Source organism: Mixta calida, assembly GCF_002953215.1.
In the GTDB taxonomy this organism is placed as follows: Bacteria; Pseudomonadota; Gammaproteobacteria; order Enterobacterales; family Enterobacteriaceae; genus Mixta; species Mixta calida.
In genome coordinates this window covers 1058373-1080378 of sequence record NZ_CP026378.1, presented here as the reverse complement: position 1 = coordinate 1080378, position 22006 = coordinate 1058373, and the positions used below count along the sequence as shown (strand labels likewise).

Annotated in this window: 22 protein-coding genes; 5 read left to right on the top strand and 17 right to left on the bottom strand. The window is 60.1% G+C overall.

The window, feature by feature from the left end:
- Nucleotides 1-10: 10 nt before the first annotated feature.
- From C2E16_RS05045 to dinB, 3 genes are all read right to left on the bottom strand, one after another.
- On the bottom strand, nucleotides 11-595 hold the full coding sequence (locus C2E16_RS05045) for a hypothetical protein (RefSeq protein ID WP_084971006.1): 585 nt from the start codon (nucleotides 593-595) through the stop codon (nucleotides 11-13).
- A gap of 8 nt (nucleotides 596-603) precedes the next feature.
- The gene (locus tag C2E16_RS05040) at nucleotides 604-1473 is read right to left on the bottom strand and encodes a hypothetical protein (RefSeq protein ID WP_244555334.1); all 870 of its coding nucleotides are present in this window, start codon (nucleotides 1471-1473) and stop codon (nucleotides 604-606) included.
- A 359-nt stretch (nucleotides 1474-1832) separates the two neighbouring features.
- Nucleotides 1833-2888 carry a DNA polymerase IV gene (gene dinB / locus C2E16_RS05035; protein WP_038627905.1) on the bottom strand — a complete coding sequence of 352 codons (1056 nt, stop codon included), beginning with the start codon at nucleotides 2886-2888 and terminating at the stop codon, nucleotides 1833-1835.
- 253 nt (nucleotides 2889-3141) lie between these two features.
- Between dinB and dpaA the strand changes: the two genes are divergently transcribed.
- The gene (gene dpaA, locus C2E16_RS05030; RefSeq protein ID WP_038627908.1) at nucleotides 3142-3879 is read left to right on the top strand and encodes a peptidoglycan meso-diaminopimelic acid protein amidase; all 738 of its coding nucleotides are present in this window, start codon (nucleotides 3142-3144) and stop codon (nucleotides 3877-3879) included.
- On the opposite strand, the gene C2E16_RS05025 is transcribed toward dpaA, so the two are convergent.
- On the bottom strand, nucleotides 3850-4617 hold the full coding sequence (locus C2E16_RS05025) for a class II glutamine amidotransferase (protein ID WP_038627910.1): 768 nt from the start codon (nucleotides 4615-4617) through the stop codon (nucleotides 3850-3852). The two genes, dpaA and C2E16_RS05025, sit on opposite strands and share 30 nt — an antisense overlap.
- 177 nt (nucleotides 4618-4794) lie before the next feature.
- On the bottom strand, nucleotides 4795-5376 hold the full coding sequence (gene lpcA / locus C2E16_RS05020; protein WP_084971004.1) for a D-sedoheptulose 7-phosphate isomerase: 582 nt from the start codon (nucleotides 5374-5376) through the stop codon (nucleotides 4795-4797).
- A 222-nt stretch (nucleotides 5377-5598) separates the two neighbouring features.
- Between lpcA and fadE the strand changes: the two genes are divergently transcribed.
- The gene (fadE, locus tag C2E16_RS05015) at nucleotides 5599-8046 is read left to right on the top strand and encodes an acyl-CoA dehydrogenase FadE (protein ID WP_084971002.1); all 2448 of its coding nucleotides are present in this window, start codon (nucleotides 5599-5601) and stop codon (nucleotides 8044-8046) included.
- A gap of 628 nt (nucleotides 8047-8674) precedes the next feature.
- Here the strand turns inward: fadE and mtnK are convergent.
- Entirely contained in the window at nucleotides 8675-9874 is a 1200-nt protein-coding gene (mtnK, locus tag C2E16_RS05010) for an S-methyl-5-thioribose kinase (protein WP_084971000.1), read from the bottom strand.
- Between the two features lie 107 nt (nucleotides 9875-9981).
- On the opposite strand from mtnK, the gene mtnA reads away from it, so the two are divergent.
- Complete coding sequence (gene mtnA / locus C2E16_RS05005; protein WP_038630117.1) at nucleotides 9982-11001, top strand: S-methyl-5-thioribose-1-phosphate isomerase; 1020 nt, start codon at nucleotides 9982-9984, stop codon at nucleotides 10999-11001.
- A 143-nt stretch (nucleotides 11002-11144) separates the two neighbouring features.
- Here mtnA and C2E16_RS05000 read toward each other — a convergent pair whose 3' ends face one another.
- The 3 genes from C2E16_RS05000 to C2E16_RS04990 are packed head-to-tail and all read right to left on the bottom strand — an operon-like array spanning nucleotide 11145 to nucleotide 12984.
- The gene (locus C2E16_RS05000) at nucleotides 11145-11687 is read right to left on the bottom strand and encodes a 1,2-dihydroxy-3-keto-5-methylthiopentene dioxygenase (RefSeq protein WP_038627926.1); all 543 of its coding nucleotides are present in this window, start codon (nucleotides 11685-11687) and stop codon (nucleotides 11145-11147) included.
- A complete protein-coding gene (gene mtnC / locus C2E16_RS04995) occupies nucleotides 11684-12373 on the bottom strand; it encodes an acireductone synthase (RefSeq protein WP_084970998.1) in 690 nt (229 codons plus the stop codon). Before mtnC ends, C2E16_RS05000 begins: the two co-directional genes overlap by 4 nt.
- Entirely contained in the window at nucleotides 12370-12984 is a 615-nt protein-coding gene (locus C2E16_RS04990) for a methylthioribulose 1-phosphate dehydratase (RefSeq protein WP_038627931.1), read from the bottom strand. Before C2E16_RS04990 ends, mtnC begins: the two co-directional genes overlap by 4 nt.
- 144 nt (nucleotides 12985-13128) lie before the next feature.
- Here C2E16_RS04990 and C2E16_RS04985 point away from each other — a divergent pair, with 144 nt between their 5' ends.
- Together C2E16_RS04985 and C2E16_RS04980 are read left to right on the top strand one after the other, a co-directional pair.
- The gene (locus tag C2E16_RS04985; protein WP_038627933.1) at nucleotides 13129-14289 is read left to right on the top strand and encodes a pyridoxal phosphate-dependent aminotransferase; all 1161 of its coding nucleotides are present in this window, start codon (nucleotides 13129-13131) and stop codon (nucleotides 14287-14289) included.
- Nucleotides 14277-15044, top strand: coding sequence for an amidohydrolase (locus C2E16_RS04980; protein ID WP_038627935.1), 768 nt, complete (start codon nucleotides 14277-14279; stop codon nucleotides 15042-15044). Before C2E16_RS04985 ends, C2E16_RS04980 begins: the two co-directional genes overlap by 13 nt.
- A 184-nt stretch (nucleotides 15045-15228) precedes the next feature.
- Here the strand turns inward: C2E16_RS04980 and C2E16_RS04975 are convergent, their stop codons facing one another.
- The 8 genes from C2E16_RS04975 to C2E16_RS04940 all read right to left on the bottom strand — a co-directional run bounded on the left by C2E16_RS04975 (nucleotide 15229) and on the right by C2E16_RS04940 (nucleotide 22006).
- Entirely contained in the window at nucleotides 15229-16560 is a 1332-nt protein-coding gene (locus C2E16_RS04975) for a nucleobase:cation symporter-2 family protein (protein WP_333617245.1), read from the bottom strand.
- A 61-nt stretch (nucleotides 16561-16621) separates the two neighbouring features.
- Nucleotides 16622-16957: a hydroxyisourate hydrolase gene (uraH, locus tag C2E16_RS04970; protein ID WP_104951433.1), complete on the bottom strand. Its 336-nt coding sequence runs from the start codon at nucleotides 16955-16957 to the stop codon at nucleotides 16622-16624.
- Complete coding sequence (uraD, locus tag C2E16_RS04965; RefSeq protein ID WP_038627940.1) at nucleotides 16954-17445, bottom strand: 2-oxo-4-hydroxy-4-carboxy-5-ureidoimidazoline decarboxylase; 492 nt, start codon at nucleotides 17443-17445, stop codon at nucleotides 16954-16956. Before uraD ends, uraH begins: the two co-directional genes overlap by 4 nt.
- Entirely contained in the window at nucleotides 17435-18706 is a 1272-nt protein-coding gene (hpxK, locus tag C2E16_RS04960; RefSeq protein ID WP_104951432.1) for an allantoate amidohydrolase, read from the bottom strand. Before hpxK ends, uraD begins: the two co-directional genes overlap by 11 nt.
- A gap of 8 nt (nucleotides 18707-18714) precedes the next feature.
- Nucleotides 18715-19956, bottom strand: a complete 1242-nt coding sequence (locus tag C2E16_RS04955; RefSeq protein ID WP_038627945.1) for a pyridoxal-phosphate-dependent aminotransferase family protein — start codon at nucleotides 19954-19956, stop codon at nucleotides 18715-18717.
- A 13-nt stretch (nucleotides 19957-19969) separates the two neighbouring features.
- Nucleotides 19970-20707 carry an amino acid ABC transporter ATP-binding protein gene (locus C2E16_RS04950; RefSeq protein WP_038627947.1) on the bottom strand — a complete coding sequence of 246 codons (738 nt, stop codon included), beginning with the start codon at nucleotides 20705-20707 and terminating at the stop codon, nucleotides 19970-19972.
- Complete coding sequence (locus C2E16_RS04945; protein ID WP_038627950.1) at nucleotides 20688-21344, bottom strand: amino acid ABC transporter permease; 657 nt, start codon at nucleotides 21342-21344, stop codon at nucleotides 20688-20690. Before C2E16_RS04945 ends, C2E16_RS04950 begins: the two co-directional genes overlap by 20 nt.
- Nucleotides 21341-22006 carry an amino acid ABC transporter permease gene (locus tag C2E16_RS04940; RefSeq protein WP_038627953.1) on the bottom strand — a complete coding sequence of 222 codons (666 nt, stop codon included), beginning with the start codon at nucleotides 22004-22006 and terminating at the stop codon, nucleotides 21341-21343. Before C2E16_RS04940 ends, C2E16_RS04945 begins: the two co-directional genes overlap by 4 nt.

The window sequence follows — 22006 nt, the reverse complement described above, 5'->3', positions numbered from 1 at the left end:
CAGGGCCGGTTTATTTGCGGTGCGTCAGGCGGGCCGTTTGCGCTTTTCGCAGGGCGCGGCAAAACAGCGCGAACAGCAGCGAGAAGTAAAAGCGTTCGGTGCGAATCAGCCAAAAGCTGAGGCCAATAAAAGCCAGCGCCAGCAGTGGGCAAATCAGGCTTCCCCCTGCGCTTACTCCGCCGACCAGCGCGCACAGCAGATAAATCACAGCGCCCGCCAGGGTCGCACGGGCCAGCAGCAGATGCAGACTAAGTCCAACCATGCGCCCTTTCGCCATAAGAAAGACCGGCATCACATAGAGCGCGCCGCACAGCAGCGAACCAATGACCAGCAGCACCATCGTCATGGTGCGCGGCAGCCCCAGCAGTTGCGTTACTGCCTGCCATAAGGAGAACTGCATCATGGCAAAGCTCAGCATCATCAAAAAAGCGCTGAGCACCAGCGGCAGGGCAAAATTAAATATGCCGACCGAGCCGGTCATCTGCTGATTAAGTTTATCCTGCACGGCCTTCAGCTGACCTGCCGAAGCCTGTTTGATCTCGCGATCGATCATCAGGCAATAGCGAAAACGCGCCTGAGCGGCTTTCAACAACATAGCTATCCTTAATACGTAGCAAATGACTGAATTGTAGAAATAATATATTTAGCGCTTGTACCCAGGTTTTGCGGATTACGGATGGTACCGGTTACGCCGCTTCCAGCAAAGGTGACGGTATTATTTACCGCAATCAATAATTCACGCAGTAGCTGCCGCTGGATGGTTTCTGTTGGGAAGCGCTTAGGATAGCGCCCTGCTTTCATTGCTGCTTTGACGCCAGCGTTAGATATTCCAGGGCTTTGCGCGCGAATAATTGTTTCTGTCAGTCGCTTGCGCTCGCTACGACTCAAATTTTGTAACCACTCGCTTACGTTACGGGGAGAAATCGCCTTCATGGCTTTATAGGTATCCAGGGTGCCTTTTAGCCCTGCTCCAGCGCCGGCTAATGAAAGAATATCCAGCGCGGTAGATGTCGCAACATACCAGTCCTGACTATCAAGCCATGCCACGTGGTCTTCATAACCGTTAGTCATAGCAATGACACGTCCGACGCCAAAGAAACATTGAACTGCTGTAGCAGTGCTACCCGCTACGCCTATGGCCGCAATTGCGCCTGATGTCCCTGCCGTAAAAGGCATCGCAGCCATGGCGGTAGCCGACAGGAAAGCGGTAACGATCAAGCCGCCACAGGCAAACGCGGTAAAAGTAATTTCAGTAGCAAGCGAAGGCGAAGACAGGGATTTTATGACTGCTTTTTGCGAGGCGGCCCCGTGTGCTTTGTCTGGTACTTTCGTGATAATAACATGACTCACCAGGCTTTGATTTAGGTTAGCAATACGGCGGGAAGGACGTACAAGCCAACATTTACTTCCATCGTCATAAATAATGCCGACCTGATAAAAATCACGTCTACAGTCCAGATTATTTGCTAACAAGCCGAAATCAATATTCTGACCACCAGCAGCCTGCCCTGTCTACCGGCCAAAATCGTAACTTAGCATGCCTTTTCCGGGTGATTGACCAGGTAAACTCATGATTGCTCTCCTTCGTTCCTTGATGAGAAAGATAAACCGGACCAATAATTTCCGTAAAATTTTTAACAAAGAGAAGCGGAGTGAGCAATAATTACTTAAACATTAAATTCAATTGTTTGATAAATAATATAATTTTAATCAGAATACAAAAGCGATATATAAAAATTAAATTCAGCCCTACAGCTGAATACGGCTAAATTTAATTTATTAAATTATTAGTTTTCCAAATAGATAAAATTTAACAGCAGGCTTAACAACCGCTACAGCCCCAGCACCAGCTGCCTTTCCAGCTGCGGATGCAACAGCGTGACGTGCAGCCCGACCAGCCGGACGCCGCGACCGCCGCGCCGCTCATCCCAGGTCTTTTTCGCCACCGCGATCAGGTCTTCCTTATTCAGGATCGGCCAGACATGCTCCTGGGTGGTCTGCTGGAAATCGCTAAACTTCAGCTTTACGCCCTGCCGCGCAATATGGCGATCCGGCTTGATTTTAGTCAGGCGCCGCTCCAGCTCGTCATAGAGAAAATCGATAATCTCCAGGCACTGCTCCCAGTGGTGAATATCCTCCGACAGCGTGCGCTCCACGCCAAGCGACTTGCGCTCGCGATCGGCGATCACTTCCCGTTCGTCAATACCGTGGCTGCGCTCCCAGATAACGCGGCCAAACTTGCCAAAGCGCTTCAGCAGCATCGCCAGATCGCTGTTCTGCACGTCGGCGCAGGTGCGCAGCCCTAAATCTTCCAGCTTCTTTGCCGTCACTTTGCCGACGCCCGGAATTTTCGCCAGCGGCAGCGTTAGCAAAAACTGCGGCATCTCCTCCGGCGTGATCACGTACTGGCCGTTCGGCTTATTCAGATCGGAGGCGATTTTGGCGAGAAACTTGATCGGCGCGACGCCCGCCGACGCGGTAAGGTTCAGCTCATCGGCGATGATCTGGCGGATTTCACGCGCCATCAGCGTCGCCGAGCCGTGGCAGTGCGGGCTGTCGGTAACGTCCAGGTATGCCTCGTCCAGCGACAGCGGCTCGATACGCGCGGTATAGCGCGAAAAAATCTCCCGGATATGGGCGGAGGCTTCTTTATACGCGTCGAAGCGCCCCGGCAGCAGCGTCAGATGTGGACAGAGCTTTAGCGCCATCGCCGTGGACATCGCGCTGCGTACGCCATATTTACGCGCGGGATAGTTGGCGGTGCTGATCACGCCGCGTTGGGTGCGGCTGCCGCCGATAGCGAGAGGAATATCGCGCAGGCTGGGGTTATCACGCATCTCCACCGCTGCGTAAAAGCAGTCCATATCGACATGAATGATTTTGCGCATACCCCCTCCGCTGACACTGGATAAGTATACAGCCAACCCAAAGGGATTCAATGGCACAGGGTAATGAATATTGCGGCGCGACGCCTGCCGCTACGCTGGCTGGCAACGAAATAACAGCTATTTATTAACCGGCATCTTGATAAAAAAACAGACAGTGATAATGTTGCGCAGCGATAGCGGAATGTTCCGATTATGCAAGTCACAGACGCCGTTGGGCGTTGCAGTTTAACCCCCTCATTACAAGGGAAAAAGAATGGGCAAAATCGCACTGTTGTTTGCGATGATTCTTTTGCCGGCCCTCAGCATGGCAAGCGCGCCGGACCCAGTGCAACCACTGGCGCCGGTCAGCAAAGAGTTAAAGAAGCAGTTATTAGGTACGCCGGTTTATATTCAGATTTTCAAAGAAGAGCGCACGCTGGAACTTTACGGCAAGATCGGCAACGAATTCCGCCTGCTCGACAGCTATCGCATCTGTAACTTTTCCGGCGGACTGGGGCCGAAGCGCCGTCAGGGCGACTTCAAAAGCCCGGAAGGTTTCTACAGCGTCAGGCTCAATCAGCTGAAGCCGGACAGCCGTTTTTACCGCGCGATCAATATCGGTTTTCCTAACCAGTACGATCGTCAGCAGGGCTATGACGGCAAATATTTGATGATCCACGGCGCCTGCGTCTCAATCGGCTGTTACGCCATGACCAACGCCTATATGGATGAGATTTTCAGCTATGTGAACGCCGCGCTGCGCAACGGCCAGCCGGAAGTGGCAGTGAGCATCTACCCGTTCCGCATGACTGAAAGCAATATGCAGCGTCACCGCAACTCTTATTACGCCAGCTTCTGGAAAGAGTTGCAGCCGGGCTACGCTTACTTTGTCGAACATCGCCAGCCGCCGACGGTAGCTGTCAATAACGGCAGGTATGTGCTGAACGGCGCGCCGGTCAGCGGCACCCCTGCCGCCTCCGCGTCATTCCTGGCGCTCTCCAAGGCAAAATAGTTGCCACTCGCCTGGCGCGATACGGTGCCAGGTTTCATTGCCGGTTAGCGGCTGAGTGGCAATCACCGTGACCACGTCGTTTGGCGTGGTCTGCTTCTGAAAGTCTATCTCCACATCCTGATCCAGCAGCTTCGCTTTGCCGAAGGGCGCGCGGCGCGTGATCCAGAACAGGTTGGTCGAGCAGTAGGCCATCAGATAGCGGCCATCCGACAGCAGCATGTTAAACACCCCCTTCTGACGCAGCTCCCCTGCCAGCTCGGCGATATAGCGGAACACCGCCGTCCAGTTGCCGGGCGTGCGCGGATAGCGCGTCGCCAGCTTATGCAGCAGCCAGCAGAACGCCTTTTCGCTGTCGGTCTCGCCTACTGGCCGAAAATTGCCGGTTTCCAGCTGACGATAGCCCCTGAGCTGGCCGTTATGGGCGTAGGTCCAGTGGCGTCCCCACAGCTCGCGGGTAAAAGGATGGGTATTTTCCAGCGACACCTGACCGCGATTCGCCTGGCGAATATGCGCCACCACCGAACAGGATTTGATCGGGTACTCCTGCACCAGTCGCGCAATCGGCGAGTTATAGCTGGGCTGCGGATCTTTAAAGGTGCGACAGCCTTTATTCTCATAAAAGGTGATGCCCCAGCCATCTTTATGCGGCCCGGTGCCGCCGCCGCGCTGTACCAGGCCGGTGAAGCTGAAACAGATATCAGTTGGAACGTTGGCGCTCATTCCGAGCAATTCACACATAGTCGGGGCCTCCGGCACGGTTTAGCGACGATTATAACCAATCAGACAGCGGCGGACAGCGGGAACGCAACCGCTATTTTCAGCAAAGGAAAGATAAAAGCGCCAGGGAAAATGCGGGCAGAGCCGCAGAAACGCCGCGTCGGGGATGACGCGGCGGCGTAATCGACCAGAAGGCGGTTACTTTTTCTCCATCTCTTTTTCGATCAGCAGCATCAGGATATGGATCACTTTGATATGAATTTCCTGAATGCGGTCGGCATAGCCGAAATGGGGTACGCGGATTTCGATATCGGCGCTGCCCGCCATTTTGCCGCCGTCTTTGCCGGTCAGCGTGATCACTTTCATCCCCTGCGCGCGCGCGGCTTCAATCGCCTTAATAATATTCGCCGAGTTGCCGGAGGTGGAGATGCCCAGCAGCACGTCGCCCGCACGCCCGACCGCCTCAACGTAGCGCGAGAAAACGTAATCGTAGCCGAAATCGTTGCTGACGCAGGAGAGATGGCTGACGTCGGAGATAGCGATGGCCGGATAGCCGGGACGGTTTTCGCGATAGCGTCCGGTCAGTTCTTCGGCGAAGTGCATCGCGTCGCAGTGAGAGCCGCCGTTACCGCAGGAAAGCACTTTGCCGCCTGCCTTGAAGCTGTCGGCAAGCAACACCGCAGCACGCTGGATCGCGTGAATATTCGCATCTTCGCTCAGGAATTTATTTAGCGTATCCGCTGCTTCGTTAAGTTCTGAACGAATAATATCCTGGTACATAGGGATGTCCTTTGGATGAGAAAGAGTCAGCGCAAGTTTACCGGAATGGCAACAGGCCGCAAAGCGTTGCGCTGTGAAGTGAGCGATTTGACCAATCATGCGGCCGGAGTGTGAGCCAGGTTGTAATTATTATGTTATGCAATTGCTAAACAACCTTAACTGCTCTAAATCTGTACTCAGACCAACAGGTCAGACCTCTTACTTCATACGGAGCGGTTCATTATGATGGTTCTTTCTGTTCTTGCGACGCTGGCATTAATCGGCGCGCTTTTCTGGCATCGCGTTTCGCTTCGCCTCAGCAGCGTCATTCTGCTGCTGTGGACGGCGGCGATGGCGCTGTTCGATCTCTGGACGCCCTGGATGCTGCTGCCGCTGGCGCTGATTCTGCTGCCGTTGAATCTGATGTCGCTGCGCCGCTCCCTGTTTTCCGCCCCGATGCTACGCACTTTCCGCAACGTGATGCCGCCGATGTCACGCACCGAGAAGGAGGCGATCGACGCCGGCACGACCTGGTGGGAAGGCGATCTGTTTCGCGGCAATCCCGACTGGCAAAAGCTGCATAACTACCCGCAGCCGCGCCTGACCCCCGAGGAGCAGGCGTTTCTCGACGGCCCGGTAGAAGAAGCGTGCCGCATGGCGAACGATTTCCAGATCACGCACGAGATGGCCGATCTGCCGCCGGAGCTGTGGGCTTATCTGAAAGAGCACCGTTTCTTCGCGATGATCATTAAGAAAGAGTATGGCGGGCTGGCGTTCTCCGCCTACGCCCAGGCGCGCGTGCTGCAAAAGCTGGCGGGCGTCTCCGGCATTCTGGCGATCACCGTCGGCGTGCCTAACTCGCTCGGCCCCGGCGAGCTGCTGCAACATTACGGCACCGATGAGCAGAAGGATCACTATCTGCCGCGTCTGGCGCGCGGCGAAGAAATTCCCTGTTTTGCGCTGACCAGCCCGGAAGCGGGCTCCGATGCGGGCGCCATTCCAGATACCGGCGTGGTCTGCATGGGCGAATGGCAGGGCCAGCAGGTGCTGGGCATGCGCCTGACCTGGAACAAGCGCTACATTACTCTGGCGCCAATCGCTACCGTACTCGGCCTGGCGTTTAAGCTTTACGATCCCGAACATCTGCTGGGCGATACCGAAGAGCTGGGCATCACCTGTGCCCTGATCCCGACCCATACGCCGGGCGTGGAGATCGGCAAGCGCCACTTCCCGCTCAACGTGCCGTTTCAGAACGGTCCGACGCGCGGCAAAGATATCTTCGTGCCGATTGACTACATTATCGGCGGCCCGAAAATGGCGGGTCAGGGCTGGCGGATGCTGGTTGAATGCCTGTCGGTCGGACGCGGCATCACCCTGCCCTCTAACTCCACCGGCAGCGTGAAAAGCCTGGCGCTGGCCACCGGCGCCTATGCGCGCATTCGTCGCCAGTTCAAAGTCTCTATCGGCAAGATGGAAGGGATCGAGGAGCCGCTGGCGCGCATCGCGGGTAACGCTTACGTGATGGACGCCGCCGCAACGCTGATCACCGCCGGTATTATGCTCGGCGAAAAACCGGCGGTGCTGTCGGCGATTGTGAAATATCACTGCACCCATCGCGGCCAGCGCGCCATTATCGATGCGATGGATATCGCGGGCGGTAAAGGGATTATGCTCGGCAAGAGCAACTTTCTCGCCCGCGCTTATCAGGGCGCGCCGATCGCCATTACCGTCGAAGGCGCGAACATCCTGACGCGCAGCATGATCATCTTCGGCCAGGGCGCGATCCGCTGCCATCCTTATGTGTTGCAGGAGATGGCCGCCGCCGAACGCAACGACCTGCCCGCTTTCGACCGCGCGTTGTTCAGCCATGTCGGTCACGTCGGCAGCAACGTGGTGCGTAGCCTGTGGCTCGGCATTACCGGCGGCTACACCAGCGCCTCACCGACACGCGACGCCACGCGCCGCTACTACCAGCACCTTAACCGCATTAGTGCTAACCTGGCGCTGCTGTCGGACGTTTCGATGTCGGTGCTGGGCGGCAGCCTGAAACGCCGCGAACGCATTTCGGCTCGTCTGGGCGATATCCTGAGTCAGCTCTATCTCGCTTCGGCGGCGCTGAAGCGCTATGACGACGAAGGCCGTCAGGCGGCGGATCTGCCGCTGCTGCATTGGGGCGTGCAGGATGCGCTGAATCAGGCGGAAGACGCCATTGACGATCTGCTGCGCAACTTCCCGAACGCGGCCATCGCGGCAACGCTGCGCCTGGTGATTTTCCCTGCGGGCCGCCACTGCCGCGCGCCGTCGGACCGTCTGGATCATCAGCTGGCGAAGCTACTGCAAACGCCCTCCGCCACCCGTTCCCGTCTGGGTCGCGGTCAATACCTGACGCCGAGCGAGCATAACCCGGCCGGACAGCTGGAGGCTGCGCTGCACGATGTAATGGCGGCGGAAGTGATTCACGATCGTCTCAACAAGCAGTTGAAAACGCATCTGTCCTTTACCCGTCTTGACGAGCTGGCGCAGCGCGCGCTACAGGAAGGCTGGATTAACGCGCAGGAAGCAGAGGTGCTGAAACGCGCCGAAGTGAGCCGCCTGCGTTCGATTAACGTGGATGAGTTTGAGCCGGATGCGCTGGCGACCCAGCCGGTAAAGCAGGAGCAGACCGAGATTCGTAAAATCGAAGCCGCCTGACGGCCAATAAAAAAGACGAAGCAGCAACACGCCGCGCTGCGAAGGAAGGTGGGAGACCGGATGTTCAACGGCGCGGCACGCAAGGCCTGAGTGTTTATGCTCAGGCCTTTTTTATTGGAGGGGATGTGGGGGTTTTAAGCTGCCTGTGCGGCAGTGAACCTTCCTGTTATGCCCGGATTCGACCGTGAGTGTTTCTAAGCTGCCTGTACGGCAGTGAACTTCGGTTTGAGCCAATGGCAGCTGCCGAATGATTTCTAAGCTGCCTGTACGGCAGTGAACGCAGTAGTATTTAATGGCTACATGGCGAATCGTTTCTAAGCTGCCTGTACGGCAGTGAACCGTTCAAATCTACCCCAAAACCTTTACAAAATAAACAGATACCGCTTTTTCAGCCGTAAAACCCTTTTTTCTGCCCTTTAATTTCTTTCCTGTAAAATCAATTAATTACAGTGGCACTAATAAAAAGGGTTCTCTTTGTTAACGCGTGATGCCTTACCGGTCCACCCCACCCGCAGGCAGACACGCCCTCCAACCAACAACAGGCGCAGCCAATCTAAAACCTGGATAACGCGCCCATAAAAAACGCGCCTCGCTGGCAGGCGAGACGCGCGCTTATCAAATAAATAACTTAGCCGTGCTGGCGAATTCGGGCGATCAGCGTATCGACGGTATCGATATTGGGTGCGGCGACAATCAGCGCCCAGCCCAGCCCAATCGCGTGGTGCACGCATTCAGTATGCATCGCCGGATCGGGGATGTTTTTCATATCCGCAACGTGCGACATACCGACGGTGCGGCGGATCAGTTCGGTGCCGCAGTAGCCGATGCTGTCGGCAAACACTTTTTTAAGAAATTCGTTGACGTAGCCGGGCCAGGACAGCGTGCGATCGCGGGTTTTCTCCGTTGCCAGCGCCTGAAAACGTTCGGCGAAAGTGATCCACACTTCGCGCACGTCCGTTAAGCGCTGCTCGCGCGCATCGGCGGCCTCACGCGGCGCCAGCAGTCCCGGCAGCGCGCAGTAGTTCAACAGCAGATTGCCCAGCGCGGTGCCGACGTCAAAACCCATCGGCCCGAAATAGCCGAACTCGGCGTCAATCGCTTTCAGACTGTCGTCGGCGACGAAGATCGAACCGCTGTGGATATCGCCGTGCAGCAGCGCCTCGGCGTGGGCGAAAAAGCGATGCTTCAGCCCCGCCACCTCATTACGCAGCCGATCGTCGCTGCGTAGTTCAGACACTGCCGCTTCCAGCGCCGTCGGATAGCTGTTGCGCGGATGGTCCTCATACGGATCGGTAAAGAAGAGATCTTCCGTGATTTCGCACATTTCAGGGTTGATAAAGTGCGCAACCTGCGCCTTTTTCTCATGCGGATGCAGGTAAAAATCGGAGGTATGAAACAGCGTTTGCGCCAGATACTCGCCCAGCTGACGCGCCGCCTGCGGATAGTACCGCCCCTGTACCAGCTCGCCGCGCCAGATGCGATGGCTGGAGAGATCTTCCATCACCATCACCGCCAGCTCTGCGTCGTAATGCAGCACTTTTACCGTATGCTGCGGACAGTGACGGTAGTGTTCAATCAGGGTTTCCGCTTCCAGCCGCGCGCGGTCCAGCGTCAACGGCCAGGATTCGCCGACGCAGCGCACCCAGGGCAGCGCCTGCTTCACCACGATGCGGCTGTTACCGTCACGATCGAAGATTTTAAACACCAGATTAAGGTTACCGTCACCAATCTCTTCGGCGTCCACCAGCGAAGACGCATCGCTCAGTCCGCTAAATCGTTGCGCATATGCCACCGCATCGGCGGCAGTGAACGTCCGGTATTGCGACATTATCCGTTTCCTCTGCAAATCTGTAGTAAAAGCCGTTCAGACGTCTATACTTCCGTTTCGCATGTTGGCACAATATACAGCATTAACGCAACATGGATTTCACCCTTATGCAAACTCTTCATACCACCAGTCTGCGCGTGCGTGATAACCAGCTGTGGATCCTCGATCAGCAGGCGCTGCCGCAGCAGCAAAACTGGCTGGACGCCAGCAGCGTAGACGCGCTGGTTAGTCATATTCACGCGCTGCGGGTGCGCGGCGCGCCGCTGATCGGCCTCTCCGCCAGCCTGCTGCTGGCGCTGCTGGCGGAAAACGGCATGCCGCGCGATGAGCTGGCGCAGGCGCTGACAGTGCTGCGCGCCGCACGCCCCACCGCGGTTAACCTGATGAACAATCTGGATCGCATGAAGCAGGCGCTGAAGCAGGAAAACTATGTCGCCGCCCTCGGTGCGGAGGCGCTGCGGCTGGTGGAAGAGGATAAAGCGCTGTGCGACGCCATCGCGCGCGCCGGCAGCGAACGGGTGCCGCGCGGCAGCCGGATTTTGACGCACTGTAATACCGGTGGCCTGGCGACTGCTGGCATCGGCACCGCCATCGGCGTGATTGCGCGCGCCTTTGAGCAGGGAAACGTGGAGATGGTGTGGGTGGATGAGACCCGTCCGCTATTACAGGGCGGGCGGCTAACCGCCTGGGAGCTGGGCGAACTGGGCATCCCTAACCGTTTGATCTGCGACTCCATGGCGGCGGCGCTGATGGCGCAGCAGCAGGTAGACGCCGTCTGGGTCGGCGCCGATCGCATCGCCGCCAACGGCGACGTGGCGAATAAAATCGGCACCTACAGCCTGGCGGTGCTGGCGCGCTATCACAACATTCCGTTTTACGTCGCCGCGCCGCACACCACGCTGGATCGCGCCTGTCCCGACGGCAGCGCCATTCCGATCGAACAGCGCGCCGCCGCCGAAGTGACCGGCGCGGCGGGCAGTTTTGGACAGGTGCAGTGGGCGCCGCAGAATGCGCAGGTGTGGAACCCGGCATTCGACGTCACCCCGGCGTCGCTCATCAGCGGCTGGGTGCTGGATACCGGCGTCGTCACGCCGGAAGCGGTAGCGGCCGGTTATTTCCAGCCGTGATGCCAACGTTAATCCTTATGCGCGAGGTGCATCACCATTTCGGCCGGGCAGCACAAATAAACGTGCGAATAGCGGTTGCCGTTTCGACTGGATAAACAAGCAGGCGATAATGCGGACGGCGGTCGCCGTCCGCATGAGATATGTCAGGGCAGACGCGGATAGGTCACGGCGATCGGATCGCCGGTAAAGTTGGCGATCCAGCCCTCCGGGTTATCGAAAATACGGATCGCGGTAAAGTGCGGCTGCGATCCCATATCAAACCAGTGCGGCGTGCCGGCCGGCACTGAGATCAGATCGTTCTTCTCACACAGAATCTGATAAACGCGCCCTTCCAGATGCAGGCAGAACAGCCCTGCCCCTTCAACAAAAAAACGCACCTCGTCTTCACCGTGGGTATGCTCGGAGAGAAATTTCGTGCGCAGCGCCTCTTTCTGCGGATTATCGGCGCGCATGCTGATCACATCCCAGCTCTGGTAACCCTTTTCCGCCACCAGCCGATCGATGGCATGCTGATAGGCGCCGATCACGGTTTCCGCATCGGGATTTTCTCCCAGTTCACGATCCGCCTCCCAGCGCTCAAAACGCACGCCGCGCGCGTTCAGCTGCTCGCGGATCGCCTCAGGATCGGTGCTGTGCCAGATCGGCACCGTGGTTTCTGTCTCGGTATAAATGGTTAATTCACTCATAAGGAAAACGGCTCCAGCTTAATCTGATCAAAACGGTTAACCTGGCGATGGGTACTGTCATTATCCGCTTCGCCGCGAATCAACTGCAGGGTATGCCACCCAGCCTGCTGCGCCGCATCCAGCTCCTGCCGAATATCGGAAAGAAACAGCAGCGCGCTGGCGGGCAGGCCAATCTGACCGGCAATGTTCTGGTAAGCGCTTACCTCGCGCTTGGCGCCGACATGCGTGTCGAAGTAGCCGTTGAACAACGCCGTAATATCGCCGCAGTCGCTATAGCCGAACAGCAGCTTTTGCGCCGCAACCGATCCAGAAGAATAAACGTACAGGGAAATACCCTGCTCACGCCACTTTTTTAGCGCGGGCAGGACATCAGGATAGAGATGGCCGGTAAAGTCGCCGTTCAGGTAGCCGCTGCGCCAGATCATGCCCTGCAACGCCTTCAGCGCGGTCGATTTCCGATCCTCATCCATAAACCGATAGAGCGTGGCTATCAGCGCATCGACGTCGGCCTGCGGCTGGCTAATCTCCCGGCGCAGCGCGTTCAGCGCGTCGACCACCTCCGGTTGATCCTGCTGCGTCCGCACATAGTCCGCCAGATGCTGACGCGCCCAGGGAAACAGAACGTTATGTACAAAGCGGATATCGCTGGTGGTGCCTTCAATATCGGTAACAATCGCGCGAATCATGCTCTCTCCAGCAAACGACGTTGCATTTCACAGTTAAACAGAAACTCCAGCCCTTCCAGGTGACGGCGCGCCTCCTGCACATCTTTGCCCCAGCAGGTCAGGCCATGGCCGCGCAGCAGAAAACCGTAGCGCAGCGGCTGGCGCTGCGCGTACTCCCCGATGCGTCGCGCCAGCGCGTCGATATCCTGATCGTTATCGAACAGCGCGATGGCGACCCGATCGAGATGGCTGTGCTGACCGGCCAGCGTTTTTTGCATCTCGTAGCCCTGTAACAGCAGCGTCGGGCCTTTCTCCACCCGCGACAGCACGGTGCTGTTGACGCTATGGGTATGCAGCACCGCGCCCGCATCGGGGAACAGGCGGTAGATCAGCGTATGCAGCCCGGTTTCGGCGGAAGGCCTGCGCCCGGCAGCGGCCTGACCGGTGGCGATCGAGACTTCGATAAAGTCGTCAGCGCTCAGGCTGCCCTTATCCTTGCCCGATTCGCTCAGCAGGCAGATGGTGTCATCGCCGCGCACCGACATATTGCCGCCGGTAGCGGGCGCCCAGCCCTGCTGTCCAATCCAGTGGCAGGCAGCCACCAGCTGCGCCAGTTGCGAAGTTACCGTCATAGTGTTCCTTATCTCTGAGTCGCTGAAGGAGAAAGCGCGTTTAGACGTCTACCCGTCTTGATTGCCAAATACTAACATCATGATTATAGTGGCTCAACACAGCCGTAACATCGGGCCGCTATCCATCCTGAAGGTGAGCCATTTATGTCATGTAACCCGTTGATTCCAGAAAGTAAGCTGCCCGCGCTGGGCACCACGATTTTCACCCAGATGAGCGCGCTGGCGCAGGCGCACAACGCCATTAATCTCTCGCAGGGGTTTCCCGATTTTGATGGGCCGCATTATCTGCAACAGCGGCTGGCGCATCACGTCAGCCAGGGCGCCAACCAGTATGCGCCGATGACCGGCGTGGCGCCGCTGCGCGAGGCGATCGCCGACAAAACCGCCGAACTGTACGGCTGGCGTCCCGACATTAACGAGGAAATTACCGTGACCGCTGGCGCTACCGAGGCGCTTTATGCGGCGATCACCGCGCTGGTGCGGCCAGGCGATGAGGTGATCTGCTTCGATCCCAGCTACGACAGCTATGCGCCCGCCGTGACGCTGGCAGGCGGCGTGATGAAACGCCTGACATTACAGCCGCCCGCTTTTCGCGTGGACTGGCAGGCGTTTGAGCCGCTACTGTCGCCACGCACCCGGCTGGTGATTCTGAATACGCCGCACAATCCCTCCGCTACCGTCTGGCGCCAGAGCGATTTTGCCGCGCTGTGGCAGGCAATCGCTGATAAGCCGATCTACGTACTGAGCGATGAAGTGTATGAGCATATCTGCTTCAGCAATGAAGGCCATCACAGCGTGCTGGCGCATCCGCAGCTGCGCGAACGCGCCATCGCCGTCTCGTCGTTTGGCAAGACCTATCATATGACCGGCTGGAAAGTGGGTTACTGCGTCGCGCCGCCTGCGCTGAGCGTGGAAATCCGCAAGGTGCATCAGTATCTGACATTTTCGGTGAACACGCCGGCGCAGCTGGCACTGGCCGATATGCTACGCGCCGAGCCGGCGCATTACCGTGAATTGCCGGCGTTCTATCGCGCGCGCCGCGATCGCTTCGTTCAGGCGTTAAGCAGCAGCCGCTTCGAGATTTTGCCCTGCGAAGGCACCTATTTCTTACTGGCGGACTACAGCGCCATCTCCGATCTGGATGATGTCAGCTTCTGCCGCTGGCTGACGGAAACGGTGGGCGTGGCGGCGATTCCGCTGTCGGTATTCTGCGCGGACGGCTTCCCGCACCGCCTGATCCGCCTCTGTTTCGCCAAGCAGGAAAGCACCCTGCTCGCCGCTGCGGAGCGCCTATGTCAGATTTAAATCTTACGCTATTGCAGCAGCCGCTGGTCTGGATGGATGGCGAAGCGAACCTGGCCTATTTCGACAGCCTGCTGGCGTCGCTGACCGGCCGCGATCTGATTGTGCTGCCGGAGATGTTCACTACCGGTTTCGCGATGGAGGCGGCGCAGCAGTCGCTGCCGCAGGAGCAAGTGGTGGCATGGCTGGCGGATCATGCGCGTCGGCTTGACGCGATGGTCGGCGGCAGCGCCGCGCTGCAAACGGAAAAAGGGGCGGTGAACCGCTTTCTGCTGGTGGAGCCGAGCGGCCGCCTGCACAGCTATGACAAGCGTCACCTGTTCCGCATGGGCGATGAGCATCATCACTATGTCGCTGGCGAGCGGCGGGAAATTTTCACCTGGCGCGGCTGGCGTATTTTGCCGCAGGTTTGCTACGACCTGCGCTTCCCGGTCTTTTCCCGCAACCGCAATGATTACGATCTGGCGCTCTACGTGGCGAACTGGCCGGAGGCGCGCAGCCATCACTGGCAGGCGCTGCTGATGGCGCGCGCGATTGAAAATCAGGCGTACGTGGCGGGCTGCAACCGCGTAGGCGAAGATGGCAAGGCGCTGCGCTACAGCGGCGACAGTCAGATTATCTCGCCGCAGGGGATGATTCTCGATCGCGCCGAGGCGCATCAGCCCGCGATTCTGAATGCCACGCTGTCACTGGAAACGCTGAACCGCTACCGCGACAGCTTCCCGGCGTGGCGCGATGCGGATGATTTTCACTGGTAGCGCGCAGCGTAGCGTTCCATCCGGGACGCTACGTTTAACCCCTTAGCGCCGCCTTCACCCGCCCGTTAATGCTGTCAATCGCCTGATGCCCGCATCCTGTCAGCCGGACGCGCGCGAGATTCATCGCCGCGCCGTAAATGTCCGGTATCACCAGAACCCGCCCTTATCGATAAAAGCGTATTTATCATGTGCCGCGATCGACCGCCGCTTCGCGTTTCGGCAACGGATTAAACAGCGCGTTCAGCGTTACCGAGACCAGACAGGCGGCGCTGATGCCGGAGTGAAACAGCGTCTGTACCCAGCCAGGAAAGCGGTCGTAAAAGCCCGGCATCACCACCGGAATGATGCCGAATGCGAGCGCGGTGGCGACAATCACCAGATTCATATTGTCTTTGTAATCCACCTTCGCCAGCGTACGGATGCCGCTGGCGGCGACGGTGCCGAACAATACCACGCCCGCGCCGCCCAGCACCGGCATCGGAATCGCCGCGATAACGCGCCCCAGCACCGGCAGCAGACCGAGCAGGATTAAGATCGCCCCGCCCGCCGCCACCACGAAACGGCTTTTGATGCCGGTCATCGCCACCAGCCCGATGTTTTGCGCAAAGGCGCTCTGAGGAAACGAGTTAAATAGCGGCGACAGCGCGCTGGTCAGCATATCGGCGCGCAGCCCGCGCGCGATGCGCTGCTCATCCACCGGCGTGCCGATAATCTCGCCGATCGCCACCAGCCCGGCGGTGGTCTCCGTCAGCAGCACCAGCACGATCAGCATCATCGACAGGATCGCCGCCGCATCGAACTGCGGCAGCCCGAAGTGGAGCACGCCCGGCAGCGCAAACAGATCGCCCGTCATCACGCCGCTGAAATTCGCTTTGCCGGTCATTGCCGCCAGCAGCGTGCCGAACGCCATTGCCAGCAGCACCGCCAGGCGCTTAATGCCGCCGCCGCCCACTTTGCTCAGCAGCAGCACCGTCGCCAGCGTCAGCGCCGCCAGCCCGATATTCTCCGGCGCGCCCCAGTCCGCCGCTTTTGGATTGCCGCCCATCGCCCAGCGCGCCGCCACCGGCATCAGCGACAGCCCGATCGCCGTAATCACCGTGCCGGTCACCAGCGGCGGGAAAAAGCGGATAACGTGGGCGAAAAAGGGCGCGATCAGCAGGCCGAACAGCGAGGCGCCGATAATCGCCCCCGCCACCACCGGCAGGCCGCCGGGACCGGCGGCGATGCCCACCAGCGTGGAGACGCTGGCGAACGAGACGCCCTGCACCAGCGGCAGCCGCGCGCCCAGCCCCGGCAGTCCCAGCGATTGCAGCAGCGTCGCCGCGCCGCTGACAAACAGCGCGGCGGTAATCAGCAGGCCGATATCCGCCGCGGAAAGCCCCGCCGCGCTACCGATAATCAGCGGCGGCGCGATAATGCCGCCGTACATAGTAAGCACATGCTGCATGCCCCAGGCGAAGGTTTTTCCCGCCGGGTAACGCTGATTTTCCGGTTTGACGCGATTCTCATTCATCATGATTGCCTTCTGCGGTTGCGGGCGTCCGCTAAGCTGCCGGACGGGAAAAGCGCCGTTGCGCTCAACTGCCCCGGTAGGTTGACCAGCTCCAGGGCGAGATCAGATACGGCAGGTGAAAATGGCTGCCCGGCTGCGCGATCACGAAATCGATCTGCGCGGTGACGTAAAGCGCGTCGCGCCCGTCGGCGGCGAAGTAGTCGCCGATCTCCGCCGTCAGCCGATAGTGGCCCGGCGTCAGCGGCTCCGGAGAGAAGCTGTTGATCCGACCGTCGGCATCGGTTTTCTCCTGCGCCAGTGGACGCCAGCCCTCAACGCCGTCCTGCTCCAGAGAGACGGTCACTCCCGCCGCAGGCCTGCCCAGCGCGGTATCGAGAATATGGGTCGACAATGAACTCATGCAAAGCTCTCCTCTAAACGCAACAGCGTGATTTCCCGCAGCTGAGCCAGCGCCTCACGCCGCTCCTGGTCGGGCGTATTAGCGAGACGCCGCCGCAGCTCGGCCAGCATTTCTTCCCCGCTGCGCCCTTTGGCGCGAATTAAAAACAGATGCCCGAAGCGTTGCTCATATGCCTGGTTGGCCTCGCGCAGCGCCTGGCGCAACGTCGCATCCTCTCCCACCGCAGCCTGCTCGCGTCGCGACAGCGCCGCCTCTTTCTCTTCGCCTGCGGCGCGCTCGCCGATGCGTGGATGCGCCGTCAGCGCCTGGGCGAAATCAGTCTCGTCCCACTCCTGCGCCAGCTCGCCAGCCAGCGCTATTAGCGCCGCCGTGGAGGCATAAGGACGCGCCGCGGCGACCGCCTGCCGCCAACGCGGAATCGCGACGCAGTGAGCAATCGCCGCCTGCGCCTGCTCAGTGGAAAGCTGGTTAAAGGCGTCAAGCTGCATTGGACCGCCTCCCGGCGCACTGCGCCGCATACTGTTCGACCGCCAGCAGCGCCGCCTGCACCGCCTTCGCCACGTCCGCCTGGCGCACCGATTCCGCCGGATGATGGCTGACGCCGCCGGCGCAGCGCACAAACAGCATGCCGACCGGCCAGCGTTCGGCGATGGCGATGGCGTCGTGACCGGCGCCGCTCGGCAGCGCGACGGCGCGCCCCTGCACCTGCGTCACCGCCTGCGTCAGCGCCTGTTGCAGTCCGGCATCGCAGGCGGTAGCGTTAATCGCATAATATTCATCGGCGTGAAAGTTCAATCCGCGCCGCGCCGCAATGCGCTCCGCCTGCGTCAGCAGCTCGCTCAGCAGCGCCGTCAGCGCTGCATCTTCCGGGCCGCGAATATCAAGCGACAGCTCTACCTCGCCGGGGATCACGTTTACCGCGCCGCCAGGACAGCGCAGGGTGCCGACGGTGGCGACCCGCTGCCCGCCCTGCTGACGGGTGGTTTGCTCGATAAACACCATCCATTCGGCAGCGGCGGCCAGCGCATCTTTACGCTGCGTCATCGGCACCGTGCCCGCGTGTCCCGCCTCGCCGCGGAATCGGCAGTTCAGACGGCGCGCGCCATTAATCGCCGTGACCACGCCCAGCGCCAGATCCGCCTGTTCCAGGCAGGGGCCCTGTTCGATATGCAGCTCCAGATAGGCGGCAACAGACTCCGGCGCGCGGGCGGCGGCGGGAATGCGCGCGGCGTCCAGCCCCACGGCCTGCATCGCCTGCGCCACCGTCACGCCGTCGGCGTCCGGCACCGCGGGCCACGCGACGGGCCAGCTGCCGGTCAGCCCACGGCTGCCCAGCAGAGTAATGCCGAAGCGGGTGCCCTCTTCGTCGCCGAAGCCGACGATTTCAATCGCCAGCGGCAGACGCAGCCGCTGCTGATGCAGCCAGCTGACCAGCTCGATGGCGCTCAGCACGCCGAGCATGCCGTCATAGCGTCCGGCGTTGCGCACCGTATCAAGGTGCGATCCGAGCAGCAGCGCCTGCGCCCCTGGCTCCGCGCCCTCATAGCGCCCGCAGATATTGCCGACCGCATCCTGCCAGACGCGCATGCCCGCCGCCTGCATCCATTCGCCGACGCAGGCGTTGGCGCGCAGATGTTCCGGTGACAGGTAGACGCGGGTCAGCCCGTCGCGGCTTTCGCTGATCGCCGCCAGCGCGTCGCAGCGCGCCAGCACCCGCGCCGCCGCGCGATCCGCTTCGTCTTCGTTCATTTGAGGCGTCACAGGCTGCCCTCGCTGGTATAACGATCCCATGCGGCCTGCATCGCCGCGCCCTGGACAGTTTTAAAGCCGAGATGGTTCAGCACCGCTTCCAGCGCGCAGAGCGTCTGCATAACGCAATCTTTGCGCGCGTTGTAGCCCATGGTGCCGATGCGCCAGACCTTGCCGATCAGCGGCCCGAACGAGGTGCCGATTTCGATGCCGAAATCCTCCAGCATCCGCGCACGCACCTGCTCGCCGTTGATGCCAGCCGGAATGACGACGCCCAGTACGTTGTTCATGCGATGGCGCAGGTCGCCGAAGGTTTCCAGCCCCATCGCCTGAATGCCGCGCAGCAGCGCCTCGCCGTGCAGCTGATGACGCGCGATGGCGTTATCCATGCCTTCCTGTAGCAGCAGACGAGCGCATTCGCGCGCGCCGAACAGCGCGGTGGTCGCTTCGGTATGGTGGTTCAGACGTTCCGGCCCCCAGTAATCCATGATCATGCCGAGGTCGAAATAGTTGGACCAGATCATCTCATCCTCACCGTCCTGATGCGCGGCGGTGCGAATCCCCTGTTCGACGCGTTTGCGCTGGCGGATGGTCTCCGCCATACGTGCGCTGAGGGTGATCGGCGAGGTGCCGGACGGCCCGCCGAGGCATTTCTGCATCCCGGCGGAGACCGCATCCAGCCCCCAGGCATCAGTCTCCAGCGCATTGCCGCCCAGCGAGGCGGTGGCATCGGTGTAGAACAGCACGTCATAGCGACGGCAGATGGCGCCCAGCTCCGCCAGCGGTTGCAGCATGGTGGTGGAAGTGTCGCCCTGCACCGTCAGCAGCAGACGCGGGCGCACGCGCTTAATCGCCTCCTCGATCTGGTCAGGAGTGAATACCTCGCCCCAGGGCGCCTCGATGGTATGCACCTCCGCCCGACAGCGGCGAGCAATTTCGCACAGCAGGTGGCCGAAACGACCAAAGACCGGCACCAGCACTTTATCGCCAGGCCGTATGGCGGAGAGCAAAATCGCCTCGATGCCGGCGCGCGAGGTGCCGTCGATCAGCAGCGTCCAGCGGTTTTCGGTGCGGAATACGCCGCGATAGAGCGCCATCACCTCGTTCATGTAGTGGGTCATCGCCGGATCGTACTGGCCGATCAGTTGGGTCGACATGGCGCGCAGCACGCGCGGATCGGCGTTGATCGGCCCCGGCCCCATCAGCAGGCGCTGCGGCGGGTTGATTTGTGCGAATTGGGAGATATCCATGCATCGTTCCTTATCAGTTAAGTCCGCGAACTGAAGAGATAAACTGTTTCAGCTCCGCCGTCTGTGGGCTGGCAAACAGGGTTTTACTTTCGCCCTGTTCCCAGACGCGCCCCTGGTGCATAAACACCACGCGGTCGCCCACTTCGCGGGCGAAATTCATTTCATGCGTCACAAGGATCAGCGTCATCCCCTCCGCCGCCAGCTGCTCCAGCACCTTCAGCACTTCACCCACCAGTTCGGGATCGAGCGCGGAGGTGATCTCATCGCAGAGCAGCACTTTCGGGTTCATCGCCAGCGCGCGGGCGATAGCCACCCGCTGTTGCTGGCCGCCGGAGAGGTTCGCCGGGTAGTAATCGACGCGATCGCCCAGTCCCACCTTTTCCAGCATCTGCCGCGCCAGCGCGCGGCATTCGTCCGGCTTCATCTTCAGCACCCGGCGCGGCGCCAGCATCACGTTTTCCAGCGCCGTCATATGGGGAAAGAGATTAAAGCTCTGAAACACCATGCCGACCGAGCGGCTGATCTCGCGCGCCTGCGATTCGCGGTCGGTCACGGTCATGCCGCCCAGCTTGATGCTGCCCTCCTGATAGCCCTCCAGCCCGTTCATGCAGCGCAGCAGCGTGCTTTTTCCCGAACCGCTGCGGCCGATGATCGAAATCACCTCGCCGCTGTCGATATCCAAATCGACGCCTTTCAGCACGTGGTTGGCGCCGTAATATTTCTGTACCTGATTAATGGTGATGAGCGGCATGACATTTCTTCTCCAGATACTGGCTGTAGCGCGACAGCGGGTAACACATCAGGAAGTAGCCCAGCGCCACCAGCGCGAAAACCCGGAACGGCTGATAGGTGACGTTGGTGAGAATGGTGGCGGCCTTGGTCAGCTCGACGAAGCCGATAATCGACGCGAGCGCGGTGCCTTTGATTACTTGCACCGTAAAGCCGACGGTGGGCGCGATGGCGATGCGCATCGCCTGCGGCGCGATCACGCGCAGCAGCGTCTGGCCGAAACGCAGCCCCAGACAGCGCGACGCCTCCCACTGTCCCGGCGGCAGGGCGCGAATGCTGCCGTACCAGATATCTACCAGAAAGGCGCTGCTGTAGAGCGTCAACGCCAGCGCGGCGGCGGCCCAGGGCGACAAATCGATGCCGAACAACGCCGGACCGAAAAAAGCGAGAAACAGCTGCATCAGCAGCGGCGTGCCCTGAAACAGCTCGGTGTAGCCGCGCACCAGACGCTGCGGCCAGCGACGGCGCGTCAGGCGCAGCAACAGCAGCGGCAGCGTCATCAGCGCCCCGCCGACAAATGCCGTCAGCGACAGCAGCACCGTCCAGCGCGCCGCCAGCAGCAGGTTGCGCACGATATCCCAGTCGGTAAAGGTGTTCATCGCGTGGCTCCAAACCATTTCCGGCCCGCCGCCAGCAGCAGCTGGCGCATCATCATAGACAGCAGCAGATAGATCAGCGTCGAAACCAGATAGACTTCAAAACTTAAAAAGGTGCGCGACTGAATCAGATTGGCGGCGAAGGTCAGCTCCTCGTAAGAGACCTGCGACACCACCGACGAGCCGAGCATCACGATAATGCACTGGCTGACCAGCGCCGGATAGATGCGCTGCATGGCGGGCGGCAGCACGATGTGCAGAAAGGTTTGCGCGTAGCTCAGTCCCAGCACGCGTCCCGCCTCCCACTGCCCTTTCGGCGTCGCCTGAATGCCGGCGCGGATAATTTCGGTGCTGTAGGCGCCGAGGTTGATCAGCATCGCCAGCAGCGCCGCTTCCCCCGCCGTCAGCTTCAGGCCGGTCGCCGGCAGGCCGAAGACGATAAAGAAAAGCTGCACTACGAACGGCGTATTGCGGATTAACTCGACGTAGCCGCCCCAGATGCGGCTCAGCCAGTTCGGTTTGCCGCTGCGCAACGCTGCGCCGAAGATGCCCAGCGCCACGCCGCCGAGCGTCGCCAGCACCGTCAGTTGAATGGTGACCCACGCCCCCGCCAGCAGCTGCGGCCAGTAAGGCCACAGCGCGCTAAAGTTGAGTTGCCCGCTCAT

What these genes read in the sequence shown, in the direction of transcription:
- lpcA (WP_084971004.1), bottom strand. Translation starts at nt 5,376, where the DNA reads ATGTACCAGGATATTATTCGTTCAGAACTTAACGAAGCAGCGGATACG.
- C2E16_RS05045 (WP_084971006.1), bottom strand. Translation starts at nt 595, where the DNA reads ATGTTGTTGAAAGCCGCTCAGGCGCGTTTTCGCTATTGCCTGATGATC.
- uraD (WP_038627940.1), bottom strand. Translation starts at nt 17,445, where the DNA reads ATGCAGCTTGACGCCTTTAACCAGCTTTCCACTGAGCAGGCGCAGGCG.
- C2E16_RS04955 (WP_038627945.1), bottom strand. Translation starts at nt 19,956, where the DNA reads ATGGATATCTCCCAATTCGCACAAATCAACCCGCCGCAGCGCCTGCTG.
- dinB (WP_038627905.1), bottom strand. Translation starts at nt 2,888, where the DNA reads ATGCGCAAAATCATTCATGTCGATATGGACTGCTTTTACGCAGCGGTG.
- C2E16_RS05000 (WP_038627926.1), bottom strand. Translation starts at nt 11,687, where the DNA reads ATGAGTGAATTAACCATTTATACCGAGACAGAAACCACGGTGCCGATC.
- mtnC (WP_084970998.1), bottom strand. Translation starts at nt 12,373, where the DNA reads ATGATTCGCGCGATTGTTACCGATATTGAAGGCACCACCAGCGATATC.
- uraH (WP_104951433.1), bottom strand. Translation starts at nt 16,957, where the DNA reads ATGAGTTCATTGTCGACCCATATTCTCGATACCGCGCTGGGCAGGCCT.
- mtnK (WP_084971000.1), bottom strand. Translation starts at nt 9,874, where the DNA reads ATGTCGCAATACCGGACGTTCACTGCCGCCGATGCGGTGGCATATGCG.
- C2E16_RS04950 (WP_038627947.1), bottom strand. Translation starts at nt 20,707, where the DNA reads ATGCCGCTCATCACCATTAATCAGGTACAGAAATATTACGGCGCCAAC.
- C2E16_RS04980 (WP_038627935.1), top strand. Translation starts at nt 14,277, where the DNA reads ATGTCAGATTTAAATCTTACGCTATTGCAGCAGCCGCTGGTCTGGATG.
- C2E16_RS04940 (WP_038627953.1), bottom strand. Translation starts at nt 22,006, where the DNA reads ATGAGCGGGCAACTCAACTTTAGCGCGCTGTGGCCTTACTGGCCGCAG.
- C2E16_RS04985 (WP_038627933.1), top strand. Translation starts at nt 13,129, where the DNA reads ATGTCATGTAACCCGTTGATTCCAGAAAGTAAGCTGCCCGCGCTGGGC.
- fadE (WP_084971002.1), top strand. Translation starts at nt 5,599, where the DNA reads ATGATGGTTCTTTCTGTTCTTGCGACGCTGGCATTAATCGGCGCGCTT.
- C2E16_RS05025 (WP_038627910.1), bottom strand. Translation starts at nt 4,617, where the DNA reads ATGTGTGAATTGCTCGGAATGAGCGCCAACGTTCCAACTGATATCTGT.
- hpxK (WP_104951432.1), bottom strand. Translation starts at nt 18,706, where the DNA reads ATGAACGAAGACGAAGCGGATCGCGCGGCGGCGCGGGTGCTGGCGCGC.
- mtnA (WP_038630117.1), top strand. Translation starts at nt 9,982, where the DNA reads ATGCAAACTCTTCATACCACCAGTCTGCGCGTGCGTGATAACCAGCTG.
- dpaA (WP_038627908.1), top strand. Translation starts at nt 3,142, where the DNA reads ATGGGCAAAATCGCACTGTTGTTTGCGATGATTCTTTTGCCGGCCCTC.
- C2E16_RS04945 (WP_038627950.1), bottom strand. Translation starts at nt 21,344, where the DNA reads ATGAACACCTTTACCGACTGGGATATCGTGCGCAACCTGCTGCTGGCG.
- C2E16_RS04975 (WP_333617245.1), bottom strand. Translation starts at nt 16,560, where the DNA reads ATGATGAATGAGAATCGCGTCAAACCGGAAAATCAGCGTTACCCGGCG.
- C2E16_RS04990 (WP_038627931.1), bottom strand. Translation starts at nt 12,984, where the DNA reads ATGACGGTAACTTCGCAACTGGCGCAGCTGGTGGCTGCCTGCCACTGG.